This window comes from Streptococcus sp. SR4 (assembly GCF_000517725.1).
GTDB classification, from domain to species: Bacteria; Bacillota; Bacilli; order Lactobacillales; family Streptococcaceae; genus Streptococcus; species Streptococcus salivarius_F.
Genome location: NZ_AZYW01000068.1, coordinates 93,051 through 109,891, shown reverse-complemented (window position 1 = coordinate 109,891; position 16,841 = coordinate 93,051). Strand labels below are relative to the sequence as shown.

The following is a 16,841-nucleotide window of genomic DNA, read 5'->3' as shown; positions in this document are numbered from 1 at the left end:
TCTATACAATCTGACTTTTTTTGTTTTATTTTTCTAGGAATTGCGTCAAACGAATAACTTCAATCTTATAGCCATCTGGATCAGTGATAAAGTAGTACATTTTTGGTTTACCAGGAAGACCTGAGAGGTCTGTGACAGTATAGCCAGCCTCTTTGTGAGCTTGGTGTGTAGCTTCTAGGTCATCAACACCAACGGCGATATGCCCGTATCCATCTCCGAGATCATAAGCTTCATGGTCGTAGTTGTAGGTTAATTCCAACTCGTAATCAGGATCATCTTCGAGTTGCAAGTAGACAAGGGTGAACTTATATTCTGGAAAATCATTGCGACGAGCTTCTTTGAAACCAAGAGCTTCTTTATAGAATTTAAGTGAGGCTTCTAGGTCCTTGACACGGACACAAGTGTGTAGAAATTTAGTCATGTGAGATAACTCCTTTTATCTAATTCTGTAAGTTTATGATAGCATTTTGGAACCGTTTTTTCTAGTTTTTGCTCTTTTGTGTTATAATGACGAAAAACAATCTGTGGAGGATGCTTATGACGATTTTAGCGATTGATTTTGGGGGAACACAGGTGAAGTCAGCACTTGTTTCGGAGCAGTTCGCCATTGAAAAGAGTCTGCCGACGCAGTCATCCCCACAAAACTTAGAACAAGCTATTGACGTGATTGATCAGATAGTTACTTCAGTTGAAGTAGACTTATCAGGTATAGCAATTAGTGTTCCAGGGACGGTTGATACTGAGGAAGGTGTGATTTATCATGGTGGCTTATTGAGGTTCTTCCACGGCTTTCGTATTAAAGAGGTCCTCGAAGCCAAGTACCATCTGCCTGTGATGGCTCTTAATGATGGTAAAGCAGCGGCCTTGGCAGAGCTAGCTACAGGTCATTTGCAAGGAGTGGCCAATGGTGCAGCTCTTGTTTTGGGTTCAGGTCTAGGTGGTGGATTTATTATTAATGGTAAACTTTTTCAAGGAAGTCATTTTCAAGCGGGTGAGTTGACCTTTCTGTTACCAGTTCAAATGGAAAAAGTTGATCCTTCATTGATGCGAGGCATGACTTTGTCGGCTGTCGGTTTAATTACCAAGGTAAATGAAGTGCTAGGTAACTCAGATTTAAAGGATGGTTTAGCCGCATTTAAGGCCATAAATGAAGGAGATAAAACAGTCTATCCGCTTTTTGAAAGCTATTGCCGTAACCTAGCCATTACCATTTTGAATCTTCAAACTATCTTTGATATGGAAACCTTTGTTATTGGAGGTGGCATTTCAGCCCAGCCGATTCTTATCGAGGAGGTCAACCGCCAGTTTGATAAGGTTCACCATGAGATTGACTTTATCGGTAAAATTATTAAACGTCCCGAGATTGTTGCTTGTCATCATCATAATGGAGCTAATCTAATTGGGGCAGCCTATTTTCTTAAGCAAAAATAAACGGATACTAAAATCAATTACTGATGAAAATATACATAAAATACCTAACTTTTTTGAGGCGATCGGTTAATCCCGTTCGTTTTTTACTGTTAACACTTTACAATATTCAGAAAATTCGCTATAATAGGACCATTAAAATTTTGGAGGTGTCTTTATGACAATTTATAATTTCTCAGCAGGACCTGCTACATTACCAAAACCAGTGCTTGAAAAAGCCCAAGCTGAATTGCTTAACTATCAAGAATCCGGTATGTCCGTGCTAGAAATGTCCCACCGTTCTCCAGAATTTGACAAAATCGTTAAAGATGCGGAAGCGACACTTCGTGAGCTTATGGCCATTCCTGATAACTATAAGGTTATTTTCTTGCAAGGTGGCGCTTCAACACAATTTACAATGGTCCCACTTAACCTCGCTCAAGGTAAGAAAGCTTACTACCTTGTAGGTGGTTCATGGGGTAAAAAAGCTTATACAGAAGCTGTTAAACTTTCAAAAACCATTCCTTTTGAACCAATTCTTTTGGCCTCTTCAGAAGAAACTGTTTACGATCACATCCCAAGCTTTGACCCAGCAACAATTGATCCAGAAGCTGCTTATGTTCACTTGACAACGAACAATACCATTGAAGGAACATCTATCTACGATTTGCCTGATACTAATGGTGTGCCAATTGTAGCTGATATGTCTTCAAATATTTTGGCTGCTCGTTACAATGTTGAGGACTTTGCCCTTATCTATGCTGGTGCTCAGAAAAATATTGGACCTGCTGGGGTGACAGTGGTTATCGTTCGTGAAGACTTCCTTAACGACCAACCACAATTGTCTGCCATGTTGGATTACCGTATTCAAGCTGAAGCAGGATCACTTTACAATACACCACCATGTTTCAACATCTATATTTCAAAACTCGTCTTTGACTGGGTTAAAAATGAAATTGGTGGCGTGGACAAGATGGCTGAAATTCAACGTGAGAAATCAGGACTTCTCTATGATTACATTGAGTCATCTGATTTCTACACAAATCCTGTCAAAGATGCCAAGGATCGTTCTGTCTGCAATATCCCATTTGTAACACCAAGTAAAGAGTTGGATGCTAAATTTGTAGCAGAAGCAGATGCTCTAGGTTTCAAGAATATCAAAGGACACCGTTCAGTAGGTGGTATGCGTGCTAGTGTTTATAATGCATTCCCACGTCAGGGTGTACTTGACTTGATTGACTTTATGAAGAAATTTGAAGCCGAAAATAAATAATTAGGTAAAGAGATGGAAATTAGACAAGCCTTCCCAAATGAAATTGGGGCTATCATGACTGTGATTGAGAGTGCTAGAACTGCTTTAGCAGAAGCAGGGAGTACCCAATGGCAAGGAGCTGATGGTTACCCTACTGAAGAAACTATCTTTGACGATGTCCTTAATGGGCAGGCCTATGTAGGAATTGTTGATGGTCAAATCGTTTCTTATGCTGCGGTGATTGTTGATGGAGACCCTGCTTACGACAAAATCTATGACGGGGACTGGAAACACCACAATAAGCGCTACATTACTTTTCATAGAATCGCCGTTTTAAGTGAATTTACGGGTCAGGGCATTGCTCAAACCTTCATTCAGGGTCTTATTGAGGGAACTGATGCTCATGATTTCCGTTGCGATACGCATGAAAAGAATACTGTCATGCAGCATATTTTGGAGAAGCTTGGCTATGTCTATTGTGGCAAGGTTCTTATTGATGGTGAACGCCTTGCTTATCAGAAAATCAAAACTAAGCGGGAGAAAGCCTTTTATCAAGAACTTGATGAAGCAGCTCACCACGGGATACATTGATTTAAGAGGAATAAAATTATGGTATTTAGTGTAAAAACGTATAACAATATTAACCAGATTGGTTTGAAGGAACTTGGAAATCATTTCCAAATTGATGGTGATTTAGCGGAAAATCCGGATGCCTATATCATTCGTAGTCAAAATCTCCATAACACTGTCTTCCCTGACAACTTGAAAGCTATTGCGCGTGCTGGTGCAGGTACTAACAATATCCCAGTTGACGAAGCAACTGAAAAAGGGATTGTTGTCTTCAATACTCCAGGTGCCAATGCTAACGCTGTTAAAGAAGCTGTTTTGGCCTCTATCTTACTCTCAGCACGTGACTATATTGCGGCCAATGCTTGGGTTAACACACTTAGTGGTGACGATGTTCCTAAACAAATTGAAGCAGGTAAGAAACAGTTTGCAGGTAGCGAGATTACTGGTAAGACATTGGGTGTTATCGGGCTTGGTGCGATTGGTGCACGTATTGCCAATTATGCTTACCGTTTGGGAATGAAGGTCTATGGTTACGACCCATATGTTTCTATTGAAGCTGCCTGGAATATCTCTCACCATGTAAAACGTGTTTCTGATCTTAAAGAGATTTTTGAAAACTGTGACTACATCACTGTTCACGTCCCATTGACACCTGATACGAAGGGGACTTTCAATGCGGATGCCTTCAATCTCATGCAAAAAGGCACAACTATCATTAACTTTGCCCGTGCAGAGTTGGTAGATAATGATGCTCTCTTTGATGCTTTGGAAACAGGTGTGGTTAAACGTTATATCACTGACTTTGGTACAGAAGACCTACTTAACAAACCTAATGTAACAGTCTTCCCACACGTTGGTGGTTCAACAGGTGAAGCAGAACTTAACTGTGCGATTATGGCAGGTCAAACTATCCGTCGCTTTATGGAAACAGGTGAAATTGTTAACTCTGTTAACTTCCCACGTGTGCAACAGGCCTTGAGTGCTCCATACCGTATCACCTTGATTAATAAAAACGTGCCTAATATTGTGGCTCGTATCTCTACAGCGGTTTCTGATTTTAATATCAATATTGATAATATCATCAACCGTTCTAAGGGTGACTATGCCTATACACTTCTTGACCTTGATGAAACAGACAAGTCTAAGATTGATGAATTGGTTGCCAAGTTTGAAGCTAGTGAAAATATCGTTCGTGTGCGTTTGATTAAAGGTAAATCATAAGAGTTAATTGACAGGAACAAGAGATTCCTGTCTTTTTTGTTATAATAAAGATATGCTTTATCGTCAGTATTATTTATCTCCTATTGGACGCTTGTGCTTGGTGGCAAGTGACCAAGCGCTTTATGGTGTTTGGTTGGAGGGGCAAAAACATTTTCAGGCAGGGATCAAGGAAGAGGAGCTAGTAGACACCTCAAATTCTATCTTGAAAAAGACCAAGCATTGGTTAGAGGCTTATTTTAAGGGGGATAATCCAAGTCCAGATATCCTACCTCTAGCTGATAGAGGGACAGATTTTCAACAAAAAGTCTGGTCAGTTTTAGGGGAGATACCTTATGGACGGACCATTAGCTATGGACAGATTAGCCAGCAAATCTCCTGCAAATCCGCACAGGCTGTGGGAACTGCTGTTGGTAAAAATCCTTGGTTGATTCTGGTCCCTTGTCATCGTGTCTTGCCTAGTAGTGGTCAGATAGGTAATTATGCAGCAGGAGAAGAAGCTAAGTGTTTTCTACTGCATTTAGAAGACATCAGGTTTGACAGTCCCAGAGAGATAGCTTATGCTAGAAAAAAGGAGAAAAACATGTACACTTTTTATGAATATCCAAAATGTAGCACTTGCCGTAAGGCAAAGGCAGAACTCAATCAATTAGGTTTAGATGTTGAATCTATTAATATTAAGGAAAATCCACCTTCAGCTCAATTTTTAAAAGAGCTTTTGGAAGGGTCAGATTTAGAACTTAAGAAATTCTTCAATACGAGTGGTCAATCCTACCGCTCTCTAGGTTTAAAGGATAAGCTACCGACACTATCTCTTGATGAAGCTGTTGAACTCTTGGCTTCAGATGGTATGTTGATTAAACGTCCTATCTTGATTAAAGATGGTAAGGTTTTACAGGTTGGTTACCGTACGCCTTACCAAGACTTAAATTTATAAAAAATAAGCAAAAAATCTTGCCACAGTAAATAGAAGTATGGTAAGATTAAAACAGTTGCCGCTATAGTTAAATGGTATAATAGAGCAATGGTAATGCTCCGTTCCGAGTTCAATTCTCGGTGGTGGCATCTGTGATAAAGTCCAGCCTTAGGGTTGGATTTTTTTATATTCAAAGAGGCTGATTTATGCCTCTCAATTTTTCAAAAGAATTTACTGAAAACTCTTGAAATTCAAAAAAAAAGGAGTAGACTAATAGGTGATTAAACCTAGGAGGCAAGTCGTGAAATACTACGTTCAATTCATGTTGATTTGTTTGTTTGCCGTTATTGGTGAAGCTATTTCAACATTCTTCAAATTACCTATTCCTGGAAGCATTATTGGCCTATTCTTGCTTCTTATTGCTCTTCAGCTTAAGTGGATTCGTCTACGTCATATTCATGCAGTAGCAGAATTTTTAATTGCCAATATGACTATTCTATTTTTGCCAGCAGGTGTCGGTATTATGGAACGATGGAATGCTATTTCAGCGAATATTGTCCCTATTATTTTGATTATTATGGGAGCCTTGGTTCTTAATATTGTGGTAATTGCAGTGGTTGTCGGATTCATCAAAAAACATTTTGAAGGTGATTACGAGGAGGTTAAACGTGGCTAATTTTTTTAATACACCCTTGTTTGGGCTAACACTTTCTGTACTAGCTTACACAATAGGGCTTTTGATTTATCGCCGTTTTCCTAATCCTTTGACAACGCCTCTCCTTGTATCGACTGCCTTGATTATCGTCATTTTGCACTATACAGGGATTTCCTACAAGGATTACTATGTAGGTGGGTCTTATCTTAATAGTTTGATTATTCCTTCAACGGTCGCTCTAGCAGTTCCTTTCTACAAGAATCTACACCTTATGCGCCATCACTATAAGAGTATTCTCATTGGTTCAACTGTTGCTTGTGTCCTAAATACAAGCTATACAGCCTTGATTGCTAAGCTTTTTGGGATGGATTATTTCTTAGCCATTTCTCTCTTTCCTAAGTCTGTAACAACTGCCATGGCTGTAGGGATTTCGGAAAAAATGCAGGGGATTACGACAGTAACCTTGGTCGTCGTTGTTATTACGGGTATCTTAACCTCTGTCTTGGGTCCTGTCTTCTTAAAAATGATTGGCATTAAAGATCCAGTTGCTATCGGACTTTCACTCGGAGGGACCGGACACGCTGTTGGTACAGGAACTGCCTTCAGATATGGTCAAGTTGCAGGTGCCATGGGTGGTCTTTCGATCGCTGTAACAGGGATATTATATGTCTTTATTAGTCCTATTGTGGCAAGTTTGATTCTGAAATAAAAAATTAAGGTTTGGATAGCTTATCCAAGCCTTTTTAGCTGTGAAAAACAAGCAAAATCTGACCTTTTATGGTATAATTAAGGTTATGAATTATGGAGATTATATCTGGGATTTGGGTGGTACCTTGTTGGATAATTACCAGGTATCAACCCAAGCCTTTCTAGCAACTTTAGAGCAATTTGGTCGGACGGCAGAGCACCAAGAAATTTATGATGCCCTTAAGGTATCAACCAGCACAGCTATCGCGAAATTTGCTCCCGATATAGCCGATTTTCGGACCCTATACAAACAGGAGGAAGCTAAGCATTTGCAAGAGCCTGTACTTTTTGAGGGGGCTAAGGCTATCCTCGCTAAGATAGTGGAAGAAGGTGGGCGTAATTTCTTGGTTAGCCACCGTAATCACTTGGTGCTAGACATCCTTGATAAGGCAGAGATTGCCCCTTATTTTACGGAGGTTGTAACTTCTGAAAATGGTTTTGCTAGAAAGCCTAGTCCAGATAGTTTTCTTTATTTAATTAACAAATACGATATTAAACATGGCTTGGTCATAGGTGACCGCCAGATAGATATAGAGGCTGGTCGAGCAGCGGGTCTGGATACCTTGCTTGTTGATGGCCACAAATCATTATTGGAGATTGTGACATAAATGACTGATGAATTAAAAAATCTTGAAGAAAAAGCGCAAGAATATGATGCCAGCCAGATTCAAGTCCTAGAGGGGCTTGAAGCGGTACGTATGCGCCCAGGTATGTATATTGGATCAACCTCAAAAGAAGGGTTGCATCATTTGGTATGGGAGATTGTCGATAACTCAATCGATGAGGCCTTGGCTGGTTTCGCCACTCATATTCAGGTCTTTATTGAGCCGGACAATTCTATCACGGTTGTCGATGATGGTCGTGGTATTCCAGTCGATATCCAAGAAAAAACAGGCCGTCCTGCAGTTGAAACTGTCTTTACGGTACTTCACGCTGGTGGTAAATTTGGCGGAGGCGGTTATAAGGTCTCTGGTGGATTGCACGGGGTTGGTTCTTCGGTCGTTAATGCCCTCTCAACACAACTTGATGTTAAGGTTTATAAAAATGGCCATATCCACTTCCAAGAGTATAAACGTGGGGTCGTGGTGGCAGATCTAGCAGTAATTGGTGAAACAGAGAAACATGGTACGACTGTTCACTTTACGCCAGACCCAGAGATTTTCCAAGAGACAACCGAGTTTGATTTTGGAAAATTGGCTAAACGTATCCAAGAGCTAGCCTTTTTGAACAAGGGGCTCCGTATCTCTATCACAGATAAGCGTGAGGGTCTCGAACAAGAGAAACATTATCACTACGAAGGTGGTATCACATCTTATGTGAAATACATCAATGAAAACAAAGATGTTATCTTTGATGAACCTATCTACACTGATGGTGAGATGGATGGTATTTCGGTTGAAGTTGCTATGCAATACACGACTGGCTATCATGAAACGGTGATGAGTTTTGCTAACAACATTCACACCCATGAAGGTGGTACTCACGAACAAGGTTTCCGTACAGCCTTAACGCGTGTCATTAATGACTATGCACGTCAGAATAAGATTCTCAAAGAAAAAGATGATAATTTGACTGGGGATGATGTTCGTGAAGGGTTGACTGCTATCATCTCTGTCAAGCATCCAAATCCACAGTTTGAAGGTCAAACCAAGACCAAGCTTGGAAACTCTGAAGTGGTTAAGATTACCAATCGTCTCTTTAGTGAGGCTCTAAGTCGCTTCCTCTTGGAAAATCCTGCCATTGCTAAGAAGATTGTTGAAAAAGGGATTTTGGCTTCTAAGGCCCGTATCGCCGCTAAGCGTGCCCGTGAAGTGACACGTAAGAAGTCAGGGCTTGAAATTTCTAACCTTCCAGGGAAGTTGGCAGACTGTTCATCAAATAATGCCGAAATGAACGAGCTTTTCATTGTCGAAGGGGACTCAGCCGGTGGTTCTGCTAAGTCAGGTCGTAACCGTGAATTCCAAGCTATTCTGCCAATTCGTGGTAAGATTTTGAACGTTGAAAAGGCTAGCATGGATAAGATTCTAGCTAATGAAGAAATTCGTTCTCTCTTCACAGCTATGGGAACAGGTTTTGGAGCTGAATTTGATGTCAGCAAGGCTCGTTATCACAAGTTGGTCATCATGACCGACGCCGATGTCGATGGGGCTCACATCCGTACCTTGCTTCTGACTTTGATTTACCGCTTTATGCGTCCAGTCTTGGAAGCAGGCTATGTCTACATCGCTCAACCACCAATTTATGGGATTAAGGTTGGTTCTGAGATTAAAGAATACATCCAACCTGGTGCCGATCAAGAAGACAAATTGCGTGCTGCTCTTGAAAAGTATAGTGTGGGACGTTCAAAACCTACGGTACAACGTTATAAAGGTTTGGGTGAAATGGATGACCACCAACTTTGGGAAACAACCATGGACCCTGAAAATCGTTTGATGGCACGTGTTTCTGTGGATGATGCTGCAGAAGCAGATAAGATTTTCGATATGTTGATGGGAGACAAGGTTGAACCTCGCCGCGAATTTATCGAAGAAAATGCCGTTTACAGTACTCTAGATATCTAATATTCTTTTAGAAAAGGGTGCAATGCTAGGATAACTATGATATAATCGTAATGTTATTCTACATTTATGAACATAATAGACGATTAAGGAGAAACTATGTCTAGCGGAATTGTTTTACTGATTGTAGTGGTAGTTATGCTCGTAATTATCGCTTACTTAGTCGGTATTCTTATCAGAAAACGAAATGATTCGCGGATTGCAGAGCTTGAAGAACGCAAGCAAAAATTGTTTGACTTGCCAGTTAATGAAGAGATTGAAGAAGTCAAAAAGCTTCACTTGATTGGACAAAGTCAAACAACCTTCCGTGAATGGAACCAGAAATGGATAGATATCTCAACAAATTCATTCGCAGATATTGAAAATCATATTTTCGAAGCTGAAAATATGAACGATACCTTCCATTTCTTCAAGGCTAGTGGGGAAATCAATAATATTGAGAGTCAGTTAGATCTTGTGGAAGAAGACATCAAGTCTATCCGCGAGGCGCTCTCAACCTTGAAAGAACAAGAAGAAAAGAATAGTGCTCGCGTTAAGCACGCACTAGACTTGTACGAAGAGTTGCAAAACTCAATCGAGGAAAACTCTGATAATTTTGGTTCTACCATGACCGAAATCAATAAACAGCTTAAAAACATTGAAGCTGAATTTGCAGAATTCGTGACTCTTAACTCATCAGGTGACCCTGTTGAGGCCTCAAGCATCTTGGATCGTGCAGAAGAACACACCATCGCATTGGGTCAAATTTCAGAGAAGATTCCTGCTATTGTAGCTAAGTTGGAAGATGATTTCCCAGATCAGTTGGATGATTTGGAATCTGGCTACCGCAAGTTGATTGAGCAAAATTATCACTTCCCTGAGAAAAATATTGAACGTCGCTTCCAAGAAATTCGTGAAGCTATCCGTTCAAACTCAAGTGAGTTGGTTTCTCTTGATTTGGACCGTGCGGAAGAAGAAAACGCTGAGATTCAAGAAAAGATTGACAACTTGTATAGCATTTTCGAACGTGAAATTGCATCATACAAGGTTGTTATGCGTCAAAAGAAAATTTTGCCAGATTATCTCAAGCATGCTAAAGATAACAACAAGAAACTTCAAGAAGAGCTTGAACGTCTCATGTTGACTTACATTTTCGATGAAACCTATGCAGCAGATGTTCGTAGCTTCGCTTCAGATATTTCTGGTGTGGAAACTGCTGTTTTGCCAACCCTTGAAAATTTTGAAACTCAGGTGAAACCTTTCTCAGAACTTGAAAAGATCTTTGAAAAGAGTCTCAATACCTTGTCTGCTGTTGAAAATGGTCAGGTTGAGGTCTTTGAAAAACTTCAGGCTATTGAGAAAAACGAAGCTAAGGCACGTGAAGAGCTTGATGTTTATGTTAATAAATTGCATGTTATCAAGCGTTACATGGAAAAACGTAATCTTCCAGGTATTCCTCAATCCTTCTTGAGTGTCTTCTTCTCAACAAGTGCTCAAATTGAGGCTCTTATGGATGAACTTAGCCGTGGACGTATTAATATTGATGCGGTAATGCGTTTGACAGAAACATCTAAAAATGCCATTGATCATTTGGAAGAGACAGCTTACTTGGTTGTTCAAAATGCAACCTTGACTGAGCAACTCTTGCAATACTCAAACCGCTACCGTTCGTTCGAACCTGCGGTTCAAAGTAGCTTTGAGCATGCCCTTAAATTGTTTGAAGTTGACCATGATTATGATGCATCTTTGGAAGAAATCTCTTACGCCTTGGAAACAGTTGAACCAGGTGTGACAGATCGTTTTGTATCATCTTATGAAAAGACTCGCGAACAAATTCGTATGTAAGTGAAAGATTCTGGGCTAATGTCCAGAATTTTTTGTAAGATCCGTTTGTCATTTCATATTTTTAATAGATTTGGTAAAGTCATATAAAGGCATCAAAGAATCGAGGTAATTATGTCAGAAGTTAAAGGTTTATTGGTTATGGACGTAGATTCAACGCTAGTCCAAGAAGAAGTTATCGATTTATTGGGTGAAGAAGCAGGCGTTGGTCAAGAAGTTGCTGAAATCACAGAGCGTGCCATGCGTGGAGAATTGGATTTTAGACAGGCCTTGAATGAGCGTGTGGCGACCCTCAAGGGATTACCAGAGAGTATATTTGACAAGGTCTACGCTCGTATTCATTTCAACAAGGGAGCCAAGGAACTTGTAGATGAACTCCACGCCCGTGGCTTTAAGGTAGGCTTGGTTTCTGGAGGTTTCCATGAGACTGTGGATAGACTAGCAGTTGAAGCAGGAATCGATTATGTTAAGGCTAATCACCTAGAGGTGGTTGACGGTGTCTTAACTGGTAAGGTCTATGGTGACATTGTCACCAAAGATGTCAAGGTAGCCAAACTCAAAGATTGGGCAGCAGAAAATGGTCTCGAACTCTCGCAAACTATCGCCATGGGTGACGGAGCCAATGATTTGCCTATGATTAAGACAGCTGGCATCGGCATCGCCTTTTGTGCCAAACCAATTGTCCGTGAACAAGCGCCTTATCAAATCACAGAACCAGATTTGTATAAGGTGATTGATATTTTGGATGGGGTTAAGAAATAGAACAGATAAAAAGAGTCCTTTGGATGATTCCAAGGGACTCTTTGTGCAGCAAAAAAGCACCGAATCGGTGCCACTTTCTCAAGTTGAATACGGACTAAGCCTTATTTTAACTTTGCTGCCTTGTTTCGAATGGTTTCACTCCCCCATTGTAATGATTTTGGTTGACTTCTCTTCAAACGCATCTTATCATAGAGGAGTATAGTATTGAAATGGGGGAAGAGACATGTTATACGAATATCCAGCGATTTTTCACACGATTGAGGAAGGTTATCAAATTAGTTTTCCTGATTTTGGTCGTAGCATTAGGGCAGATTCTTTACCTCTTGCCATGACAAAAGCGTCTGTGTTCTTATCACATATTATTAAGGGGTATGGAGATAAGGCTTTACCTGAGCCGACTGCGGTAAGCAGCATTCCTAATGAGGAAGAACTCGTCGTGTTAATCCAAACAGAGCTTGATTAAGACTAAAAACTCTCGGAAGATTAATTCCCGAGAGTTTTAGGTTTTATTGGCCACATAGACGCCCAAGACGACTAAAATTCCTGCAAAAATTTGTAAATACGAGAAGGGTTCTCCTAAGACGACGACAGCCGCTAGAATTGAGATAATTGTCGAAATCCCAATAAAGGATGCTGTTCGGTTAACCCCGATATTTGCGATGGCAAAATTTGATAGAAGATAGCCCAGAACACTGCATCCCAAGCCTTGATAAAGGATGGTGATAGTGAATTTTGGATTGGTCACAGGGAGTAGCAAGAGCTCTTTCAAATCGCCTGCTAGAAAGCCTTGGCTAAGTGCAAAGAGTCCGAATGTCATGCAACCACTGGCAAGCATAAAATAAGTAATCTCAAGGCTACTGAATTGACTGGCCCTTTCAACATCAACGCAATACAGGGCGTAGGAGACAACTGCTAGACCTAGAATCAAGTAGCCCACCAGGGAGAAGTGGGTAGAACCGCCAGCAGCAAAGACAGCCATGATGATACCGACGAGGGTGGTGATGACACCGACCACCTGCCAACGGCTGGGCCATTCTTTTAAAATAAGGCTAGACATGATAAGGGCAACGACTGGGATGCAGGCGAGAAAGGCTCCACTTTCAGAAGCCGTCGTCATACGAATGCCAATCGTTTCACAGATAAAATAGATAATCGGATTGAGGATGGCAATACGTGTCAGAGGTTTAAGATTCCTACCGTTAATGTTTATCCGACGTCGACTGATGAGGAAATAGAGGTTAATAAAAAGGAAGGCTGTGACAAAACGCCAAGAGATTAAAGCCAGGTCACTGACCTGTGCTGTAATAGATTTGGTAAAGATAAAACTGAGCCCAAAGAGAATCTCACAAGTCGCTGCAGCCAAACATCCCAAGATGATTTTATTTTTCATTGTCTCACCTCCTGAATTGGATTACCACGCCTATTATAACACTTTCAGGAAGCGTTTACATCAATCTAAATCTAAAAAATAGACTAGCAGAATAGCTAGCCTTTTTTATCTTATTTAGTTACCAATTGAGACAGTTCCGTCTGATCCGACTTTGACGTTTGTACCGTCTTGGCTATTAACTTCGACTGAACCATCTTGACCAACTGTTGCGCTGTTACCCTCGCTATCGTTGGCTTCTACAGTGTTATTGCCGTTTGTTTTTGCTGAGTTACCGTTTCCGTCGCTGACTTCAGTTGATCCATCTTTGTTGACTTTTACTGAAGCACTTGAATCAGTTGAAGAAGATTCTTTGGTCACCTTGCTTGATGATGGTGCTGAAGATGACGAGTCAGTTTTGTCTTTAGGGTTGCCACATGCTGCTAAGGTCAACAAGGCAAGAACTGAGACAGAGGCTAAAGTTAATTTAGAAAATATTTTCATAATAGTCTCCCTTTTTTCTTAGTAAAGTCATTTTAAATGAAAAAACAAAATTTTAAAAGCGCTCCCAGTCGTTTTTACTCAACTGGAATCCCTCGGTAATATCAGTGTTGTACAAGACTAATCTATTGGAAAATAAGAGTTGAAAACCCTTACGCTTTCTGTTTTTTTGATAGATATTTCAAATCGTTCAGCTCGGTCCTTAGGCCTCTCTTTGTTATAATAATAAAAACAAATTGAGGTGATATGATGTATCAAACAACAATTAAAGGTGACAAACGATTCCATTCACTTTCAGAGGGGTATGGAGCACCTGTGGAACTTTTTGGCTATACGGAAGATGGGGAAACACCTATGAGCCTGGTGAATATTGCTTTGGCTTCTTGTGTGACCATGTGTCTACAGAGTTATTTTGCCAAGTATCAGGGAATTGAGGAGCTTGCTATTCAGGTTGATTCCAACTATGAAGAAGGGCATTTTACACTTGCGATTTATTTACCTAAGGATCTGATTTTGGAAAATGAACAAGAACTCTTGGCTTTTGTGGATAATTATTGTCGAGTGAAGAAGCTTTTTCGTGAAGATATTAAGGTTGATATTAGCTTAGCTAAATAAGCTTATTATCCTTTATGAACTTCGTGTTATACTAGTAGATAAAGACGTGTCATTTCACTAGGTGTGGAATGAGCAACGATAGGAGGGCTTGCTATGGAAGACAAACTACATGAGATCCGTGTATTTGAGAATTTTCAAGAAGAACTATTTGAAACGGGACATGTTATCGTGACAACTAAGGTAGTCGAGAAGTCCCTGAATTATTTTGGTAATGCTCATGGGGGATATCTGTTTACGCTTTGTGACCAGGTCGCAGGGCTCGTGGCCATTTCAACAGGTGACTATGCGGTGACGCTTCAGTCTAATATCAATTATCTTAAGGCAGGGCATTTGTCTGACCAACTCAAAATTGAAGGCCTGTGTGTTCATAATGGTAAGACGACTAAGGTGGTGGAAGTTGTTATTACTAATCAGGAAGAGAAAATTCTTACAAGGGCTACATTTACCATGTATGTGACAGGCTCGGTCGAGGAATAGAAAAGGAGCGTTTATGTCAGATTTTCAAACCATGGATGACTTTGCGGTCTTTGTTAATGACTACCTGACACCAGACCGATTGAAAGTTCAAGCCTATTCTTATGCGTCAGACCAGCAGGAGCTCTCTCTTCTTGTGACCATTGATGATTACGAGATGATGTGTCGTTGGCATGCTGTCTGGACTTTTTCAGGGTTACACCAGGCCTTCTTTCAGTCTGTAATGGACTTGGATAACAGCTTTTCTATTGATAGTGATAGCTTGGCTATGAAAGTGCGTTTAAGGGATCAAGAGCTCTTGTTTCAAGCAAAGGGGCTTGAAATGGTGGTTGTCGATTTGCCTGAGCCCCTTTTTCGTTTAGCTGATGTGTCTTTTAACGAAGGAGGAAAGCACTTTACCTACCTTTGTGAAGACCAAAGTGTTACAGCAGAAGATTGGGTTTTGGTTCCTATAGGTTCTGGTAATGCTGAAAAAGAAGCATTTGTAGAAAAGATTTCCTATGTCCTAGCGGATGAGGTTCCAGTTGAACTGACAAAACTGAAAAAGGTGATTCAAAAGCTAGATTTAGTAACCGTTCGTTATGATGTGAAGGTTGTTCGAAAGGGATTTTTGAGTTTTTCAGGGATGGTTTTTGAGGGCGAGGAACTAGGTCAGCCAACAGACTTTCTTTGGGTACCCTTTTTGGCAGAACAAGATGATTTGGCTGTTCCTACCTATGGTATTCGGATCAATGATGGCAGTCGCAAGACTTATGTAACGGCCTTGGCTGGTGAGGATGATAGTATGGAAATGATTGCTCTTGCACCAGCTACTTATGCGGTTTTTAAACTTAGTGGGCCTGCAACAGCAGCTGTTTGGGAGAGTTTTCATTATGCTAAGAAACATTTTGAAATGATTAATCAGCCAACTGTAGAGGTTTATCCACCAGGGAATCGTCAGGCTGAAGATTATGAGATGGAAGTTTGGATTCCAATAAAGGAGGAAGTATAGATGCGTCTGGATAAGTTTTTGGTTGATTGTGGTGTTGGTAGTCGCAGTCAAGTCAAGACCTTTCTCAAAAAGAAGCAAGTGACCGTAAATGGTCAGGTGGAGACGTCACCCAAGACTCAGATTGATGAGAATCAAGACCAGATTGCTTTTCAAGGTCAAGCATTAACACACGAGACCTTTGTTTACTATCTTTTAAATAAGCCTCAGGGAGTCATTTCAGCGACGGAGGATGCCCGTCACAAGACAGTACTTGATTTACTGGATGATACAGCACGACATAAGCAGGTCTTTCCTGTTGGACGTTTGGATATTGATACTCACGGTCTCCTGCTTTTGACAAATAATGGCGATTTAGCTCACGCTATGCTGTCTCCAAAGAAACATGTTGATAAGATTTATCAGGCTAAGGTTGATGGAATCATGAATCAGGAGGATATTCTGGCTTTTGAAAAAGGAATTGAACTCAAAGATCATACTTGCCAACCGGCTAAACTAGAAATTATTTCAGTAGATAGGGCTACTGGGACTAGCCTGGTTCAGATTACCATTGCTGAGGGGAAATTCCATCAGGTTAAGCGTATGGTAGCTGTTTGTGGTAAGGAAGTGACAGAGTTACAACGTCTGAGCATGGGACCTTTAAGCCTGCCAGATGATTTAGACCTTGGTGCTTGGCGACGTTTGACCGAGGAGGAGTTGGAAGCTTTAACGGTTTTTGGAATTCCTTTGGCTTAAGCTAGTCTAAGAGTTGCGAAATAGGCAGATTTTTGTTACTATTATTGTGAAATATTAGAAGAAAAAACGAGGTAAATTCAAGTGGCATTTGGAGATAACGGACCACGTAAGAAATCATTTTTTGAACGTCTAACAGTATTGGTCGTTTTGATTATGCTATTAGTAACAGTTGGGGCATTGATTTTCCAAGCAGTCGCAGCTGTCCTTTAAGACGCTATCAAGCGTTTTTTTGTGTATGTCGGAAATTCTTTCGTTT

Annotated in this window: 20 protein-coding genes, 1 tRNA gene and 1 pseudogene; 19 read left to right on the top strand and 3 right to left on the bottom strand. The window is 40.6% G+C overall.

What is annotated here, in order from left to right; translation table 11 throughout:
- Nucleotides 1-25: 25 nt before the first annotated feature.
- The gene (gene gloA, locus HMPREF1519_RS08265) at nt 26-421 is read right to left on the bottom strand and encodes a lactoylglutathione lyase (protein ID WP_002884456.1); all 396 of its coding nucleotides are present in this window, start codon (nt 419-421) and stop codon (nt 26-28) included.
- Nucleotides 422-537: 116 nt separating this feature from the next.
- On the opposite strand from gloA, the gene HMPREF1519_RS08260 reads away from it, so the two are divergent.
- From HMPREF1519_RS08260 to HMPREF1519_RS08195, 14 genes and pseudogenes are all read left to right on the top strand, one after another.
- Nucleotides 538-1,431: an ROK family protein gene (locus tag HMPREF1519_RS08260; protein WP_022496813.1), complete on the top strand. Its 894-nt coding sequence runs from the start codon at nt 538-540 to the stop codon at nt 1,429-1,431.
- A gap of 154 nt (nt 1,432-1,585) precedes the next feature.
- Nucleotides 1,586-2,680 (top strand): 3-phosphoserine/phosphohydroxythreonine transaminase, encoded by a 1,095-nt coding sequence (serC, locus tag HMPREF1519_RS08255; RefSeq protein ID WP_014634872.1) that lies wholly within the window; start codon nt 1,586-1,588, stop codon nt 2,678-2,680.
- Between the two features lie 12 nt (nt 2,681-2,692).
- Nucleotides 2,693-3,250 carry a GNAT family N-acetyltransferase gene (locus HMPREF1519_RS08250; RefSeq protein WP_022496814.1) on the top strand — a complete coding sequence of 186 codons (558 nt, stop codon included), beginning with the start codon at nt 2,693-2,695 and terminating at the stop codon, nt 3,248-3,250.
- Nucleotides 3,251-3,268: 18 nt separating this feature from the next.
- Nucleotides 3,269-4,450 (top strand): 3-phosphoglycerate dehydrogenase family protein, encoded by a 1,182-nt coding sequence (locus HMPREF1519_RS08245; RefSeq protein WP_022496815.1) that lies wholly within the window; start codon nt 3,269-3,271, stop codon nt 4,448-4,450.
- Between the two features lie 52 nt (nt 4,451-4,502).
- Nucleotides 4,503-4,988 (top strand): annotated as a pseudogene (locus HMPREF1519_RS10515) (methylated-DNA--[protein]-cysteine S-methyltransferase); the annotation flags it as partial.
- Nucleotides 4,989-5,030: 42 nt separating this feature from the next.
- Nucleotides 5,031-5,384, top strand: coding sequence for an arsenate reductase family protein (locus HMPREF1519_RS10510; RefSeq protein ID WP_037611955.1), 354 nt, complete (start codon nt 5,031-5,033; stop codon nt 5,382-5,384).
- A gap of 57 nt (nt 5,385-5,441) precedes the next feature.
- Nucleotides 5,442-5,512 (top strand) — tRNA-Thr (locus HMPREF1519_RS08230).
- 152 nt (nt 5,513-5,664) lie between these two features.
- On the top strand, nt 5,665-6,039 hold the full coding sequence (locus tag HMPREF1519_RS08225) for a CidA/LrgA family protein (RefSeq protein WP_002884266.1): 375 nt from the start codon (nt 5,665-5,667) through the stop codon (nt 6,037-6,039).
- Nucleotides 6,032-6,727 carry an LrgB family protein gene (locus tag HMPREF1519_RS08220; protein ID WP_002884772.1) on the top strand — a complete coding sequence of 232 codons (696 nt, stop codon included), beginning with the start codon at nt 6,032-6,034 and terminating at the stop codon, nt 6,725-6,727. Before HMPREF1519_RS08225 ends, HMPREF1519_RS08220 begins: the two co-directional genes overlap by 8 nt.
- Before the next feature lie 85 nt (nt 6,728-6,812).
- Nucleotides 6,813-7,373 carry an HAD-IA family hydrolase gene (locus HMPREF1519_RS08215; protein WP_037611867.1) on the top strand — a complete coding sequence of 187 codons (561 nt, stop codon included), beginning with the start codon at nt 6,813-6,815 and terminating at the stop codon, nt 7,371-7,373.
- The gene (gyrB, locus tag HMPREF1519_RS08210; RefSeq protein ID WP_022495788.1) at nt 7,374-9,326 is read left to right on the top strand and encodes a DNA topoisomerase (ATP-hydrolyzing) subunit B; all 1,953 of its coding nucleotides are present in this window, start codon (nt 7,374-7,376) and stop codon (nt 9,324-9,326) included.
- Between the two features lie 96 nt (nt 9,327-9,422).
- Nucleotides 9,423-11,147, top strand: coding sequence for a septation ring formation regulator EzrA (gene ezrA / locus HMPREF1519_RS08205; RefSeq protein WP_037611865.1), 1,725 nt, complete (start codon nt 9,423-9,425; stop codon nt 11,145-11,147).
- Nucleotides 11,148-11,258: 111 nt separating this feature from the next.
- Nucleotides 11,259-11,906: a phosphoserine phosphatase SerB gene (serB, locus tag HMPREF1519_RS08200; protein ID WP_022495786.1), complete on the top strand. Its 648-nt coding sequence runs from the start codon at nt 11,259-11,261 to the stop codon at nt 11,904-11,906.
- Between the two features lie 223 nt (nt 11,907-12,129).
- Complete coding sequence (locus HMPREF1519_RS08195) at nt 12,130-12,369, top strand: hypothetical protein (protein WP_002884756.1); 240 nt, start codon at nt 12,130-12,132, stop codon at nt 12,367-12,369.
- A gap of 36 nt (nt 12,370-12,405) precedes the next feature.
- Here the strand turns inward: HMPREF1519_RS08195 and HMPREF1519_RS08190 are convergent, their stop codons facing one another.
- The gene (locus HMPREF1519_RS08190) at nt 12,406-13,296 is read right to left on the bottom strand and encodes a DMT family transporter (RefSeq protein ID WP_022495785.1); all 891 of its coding nucleotides are present in this window, start codon (nt 13,294-13,296) and stop codon (nt 12,406-12,408) included.
- Between the two features lie 114 nt (nt 13,297-13,410).
- Nucleotides 13,411-13,776, bottom strand: a complete 366-nt coding sequence (locus HMPREF1519_RS08185; RefSeq protein WP_022495784.1) for a hypothetical protein — start codon at nt 13,774-13,776, stop codon at nt 13,411-13,413.
- A 246-nt stretch (nt 13,777-14,022) separates the two neighbouring features.
- Here HMPREF1519_RS08185 and HMPREF1519_RS08180 point away from each other — a divergent pair, with 246 nt between their 5' ends.
- The 5 genes from HMPREF1519_RS08180 (at nt 14,023) to HMPREF1519_RS10420 (ending at nt 16,795) form a co-directional block, all read left to right on the top strand.
- Nucleotides 14,023-14,388, top strand: coding sequence for an OsmC family protein (locus tag HMPREF1519_RS08180; protein WP_037611863.1), 366 nt, complete (start codon nt 14,023-14,025; stop codon nt 14,386-14,388).
- A gap of 93 nt (nt 14,389-14,481) precedes the next feature.
- Entirely contained in the window at nt 14,482-14,865 is a 384-nt protein-coding gene (locus HMPREF1519_RS08175) for a PaaI family thioesterase (protein WP_022496322.1), read from the top strand.
- 13 nt (nt 14,866-14,878) lie between these two features.
- On the top strand, nt 14,879-15,853 hold the full coding sequence (locus HMPREF1519_RS08170) for a GyrI-like domain-containing protein (protein ID WP_022496323.1): 975 nt from the start codon (nt 14,879-14,881) through the stop codon (nt 15,851-15,853).
- Nucleotides 15,854-16,585, top strand: a complete 732-nt coding sequence (locus HMPREF1519_RS08165; RefSeq protein WP_022496324.1) for a pseudouridine synthase — start codon at nt 15,854-15,856, stop codon at nt 16,583-16,585.
- An 81-nt stretch (nt 16,586-16,666) separates the two neighbouring features.
- On the top strand, nt 16,667-16,795 hold the full coding sequence (locus HMPREF1519_RS10420; protein ID WP_002884629.1) for a DUF4044 domain-containing protein: 129 nt from the start codon (nt 16,667-16,669) through the stop codon (nt 16,793-16,795).
- The last annotated feature ends 46 nt before the right edge of the window (nt 16,796-16,841 follow it).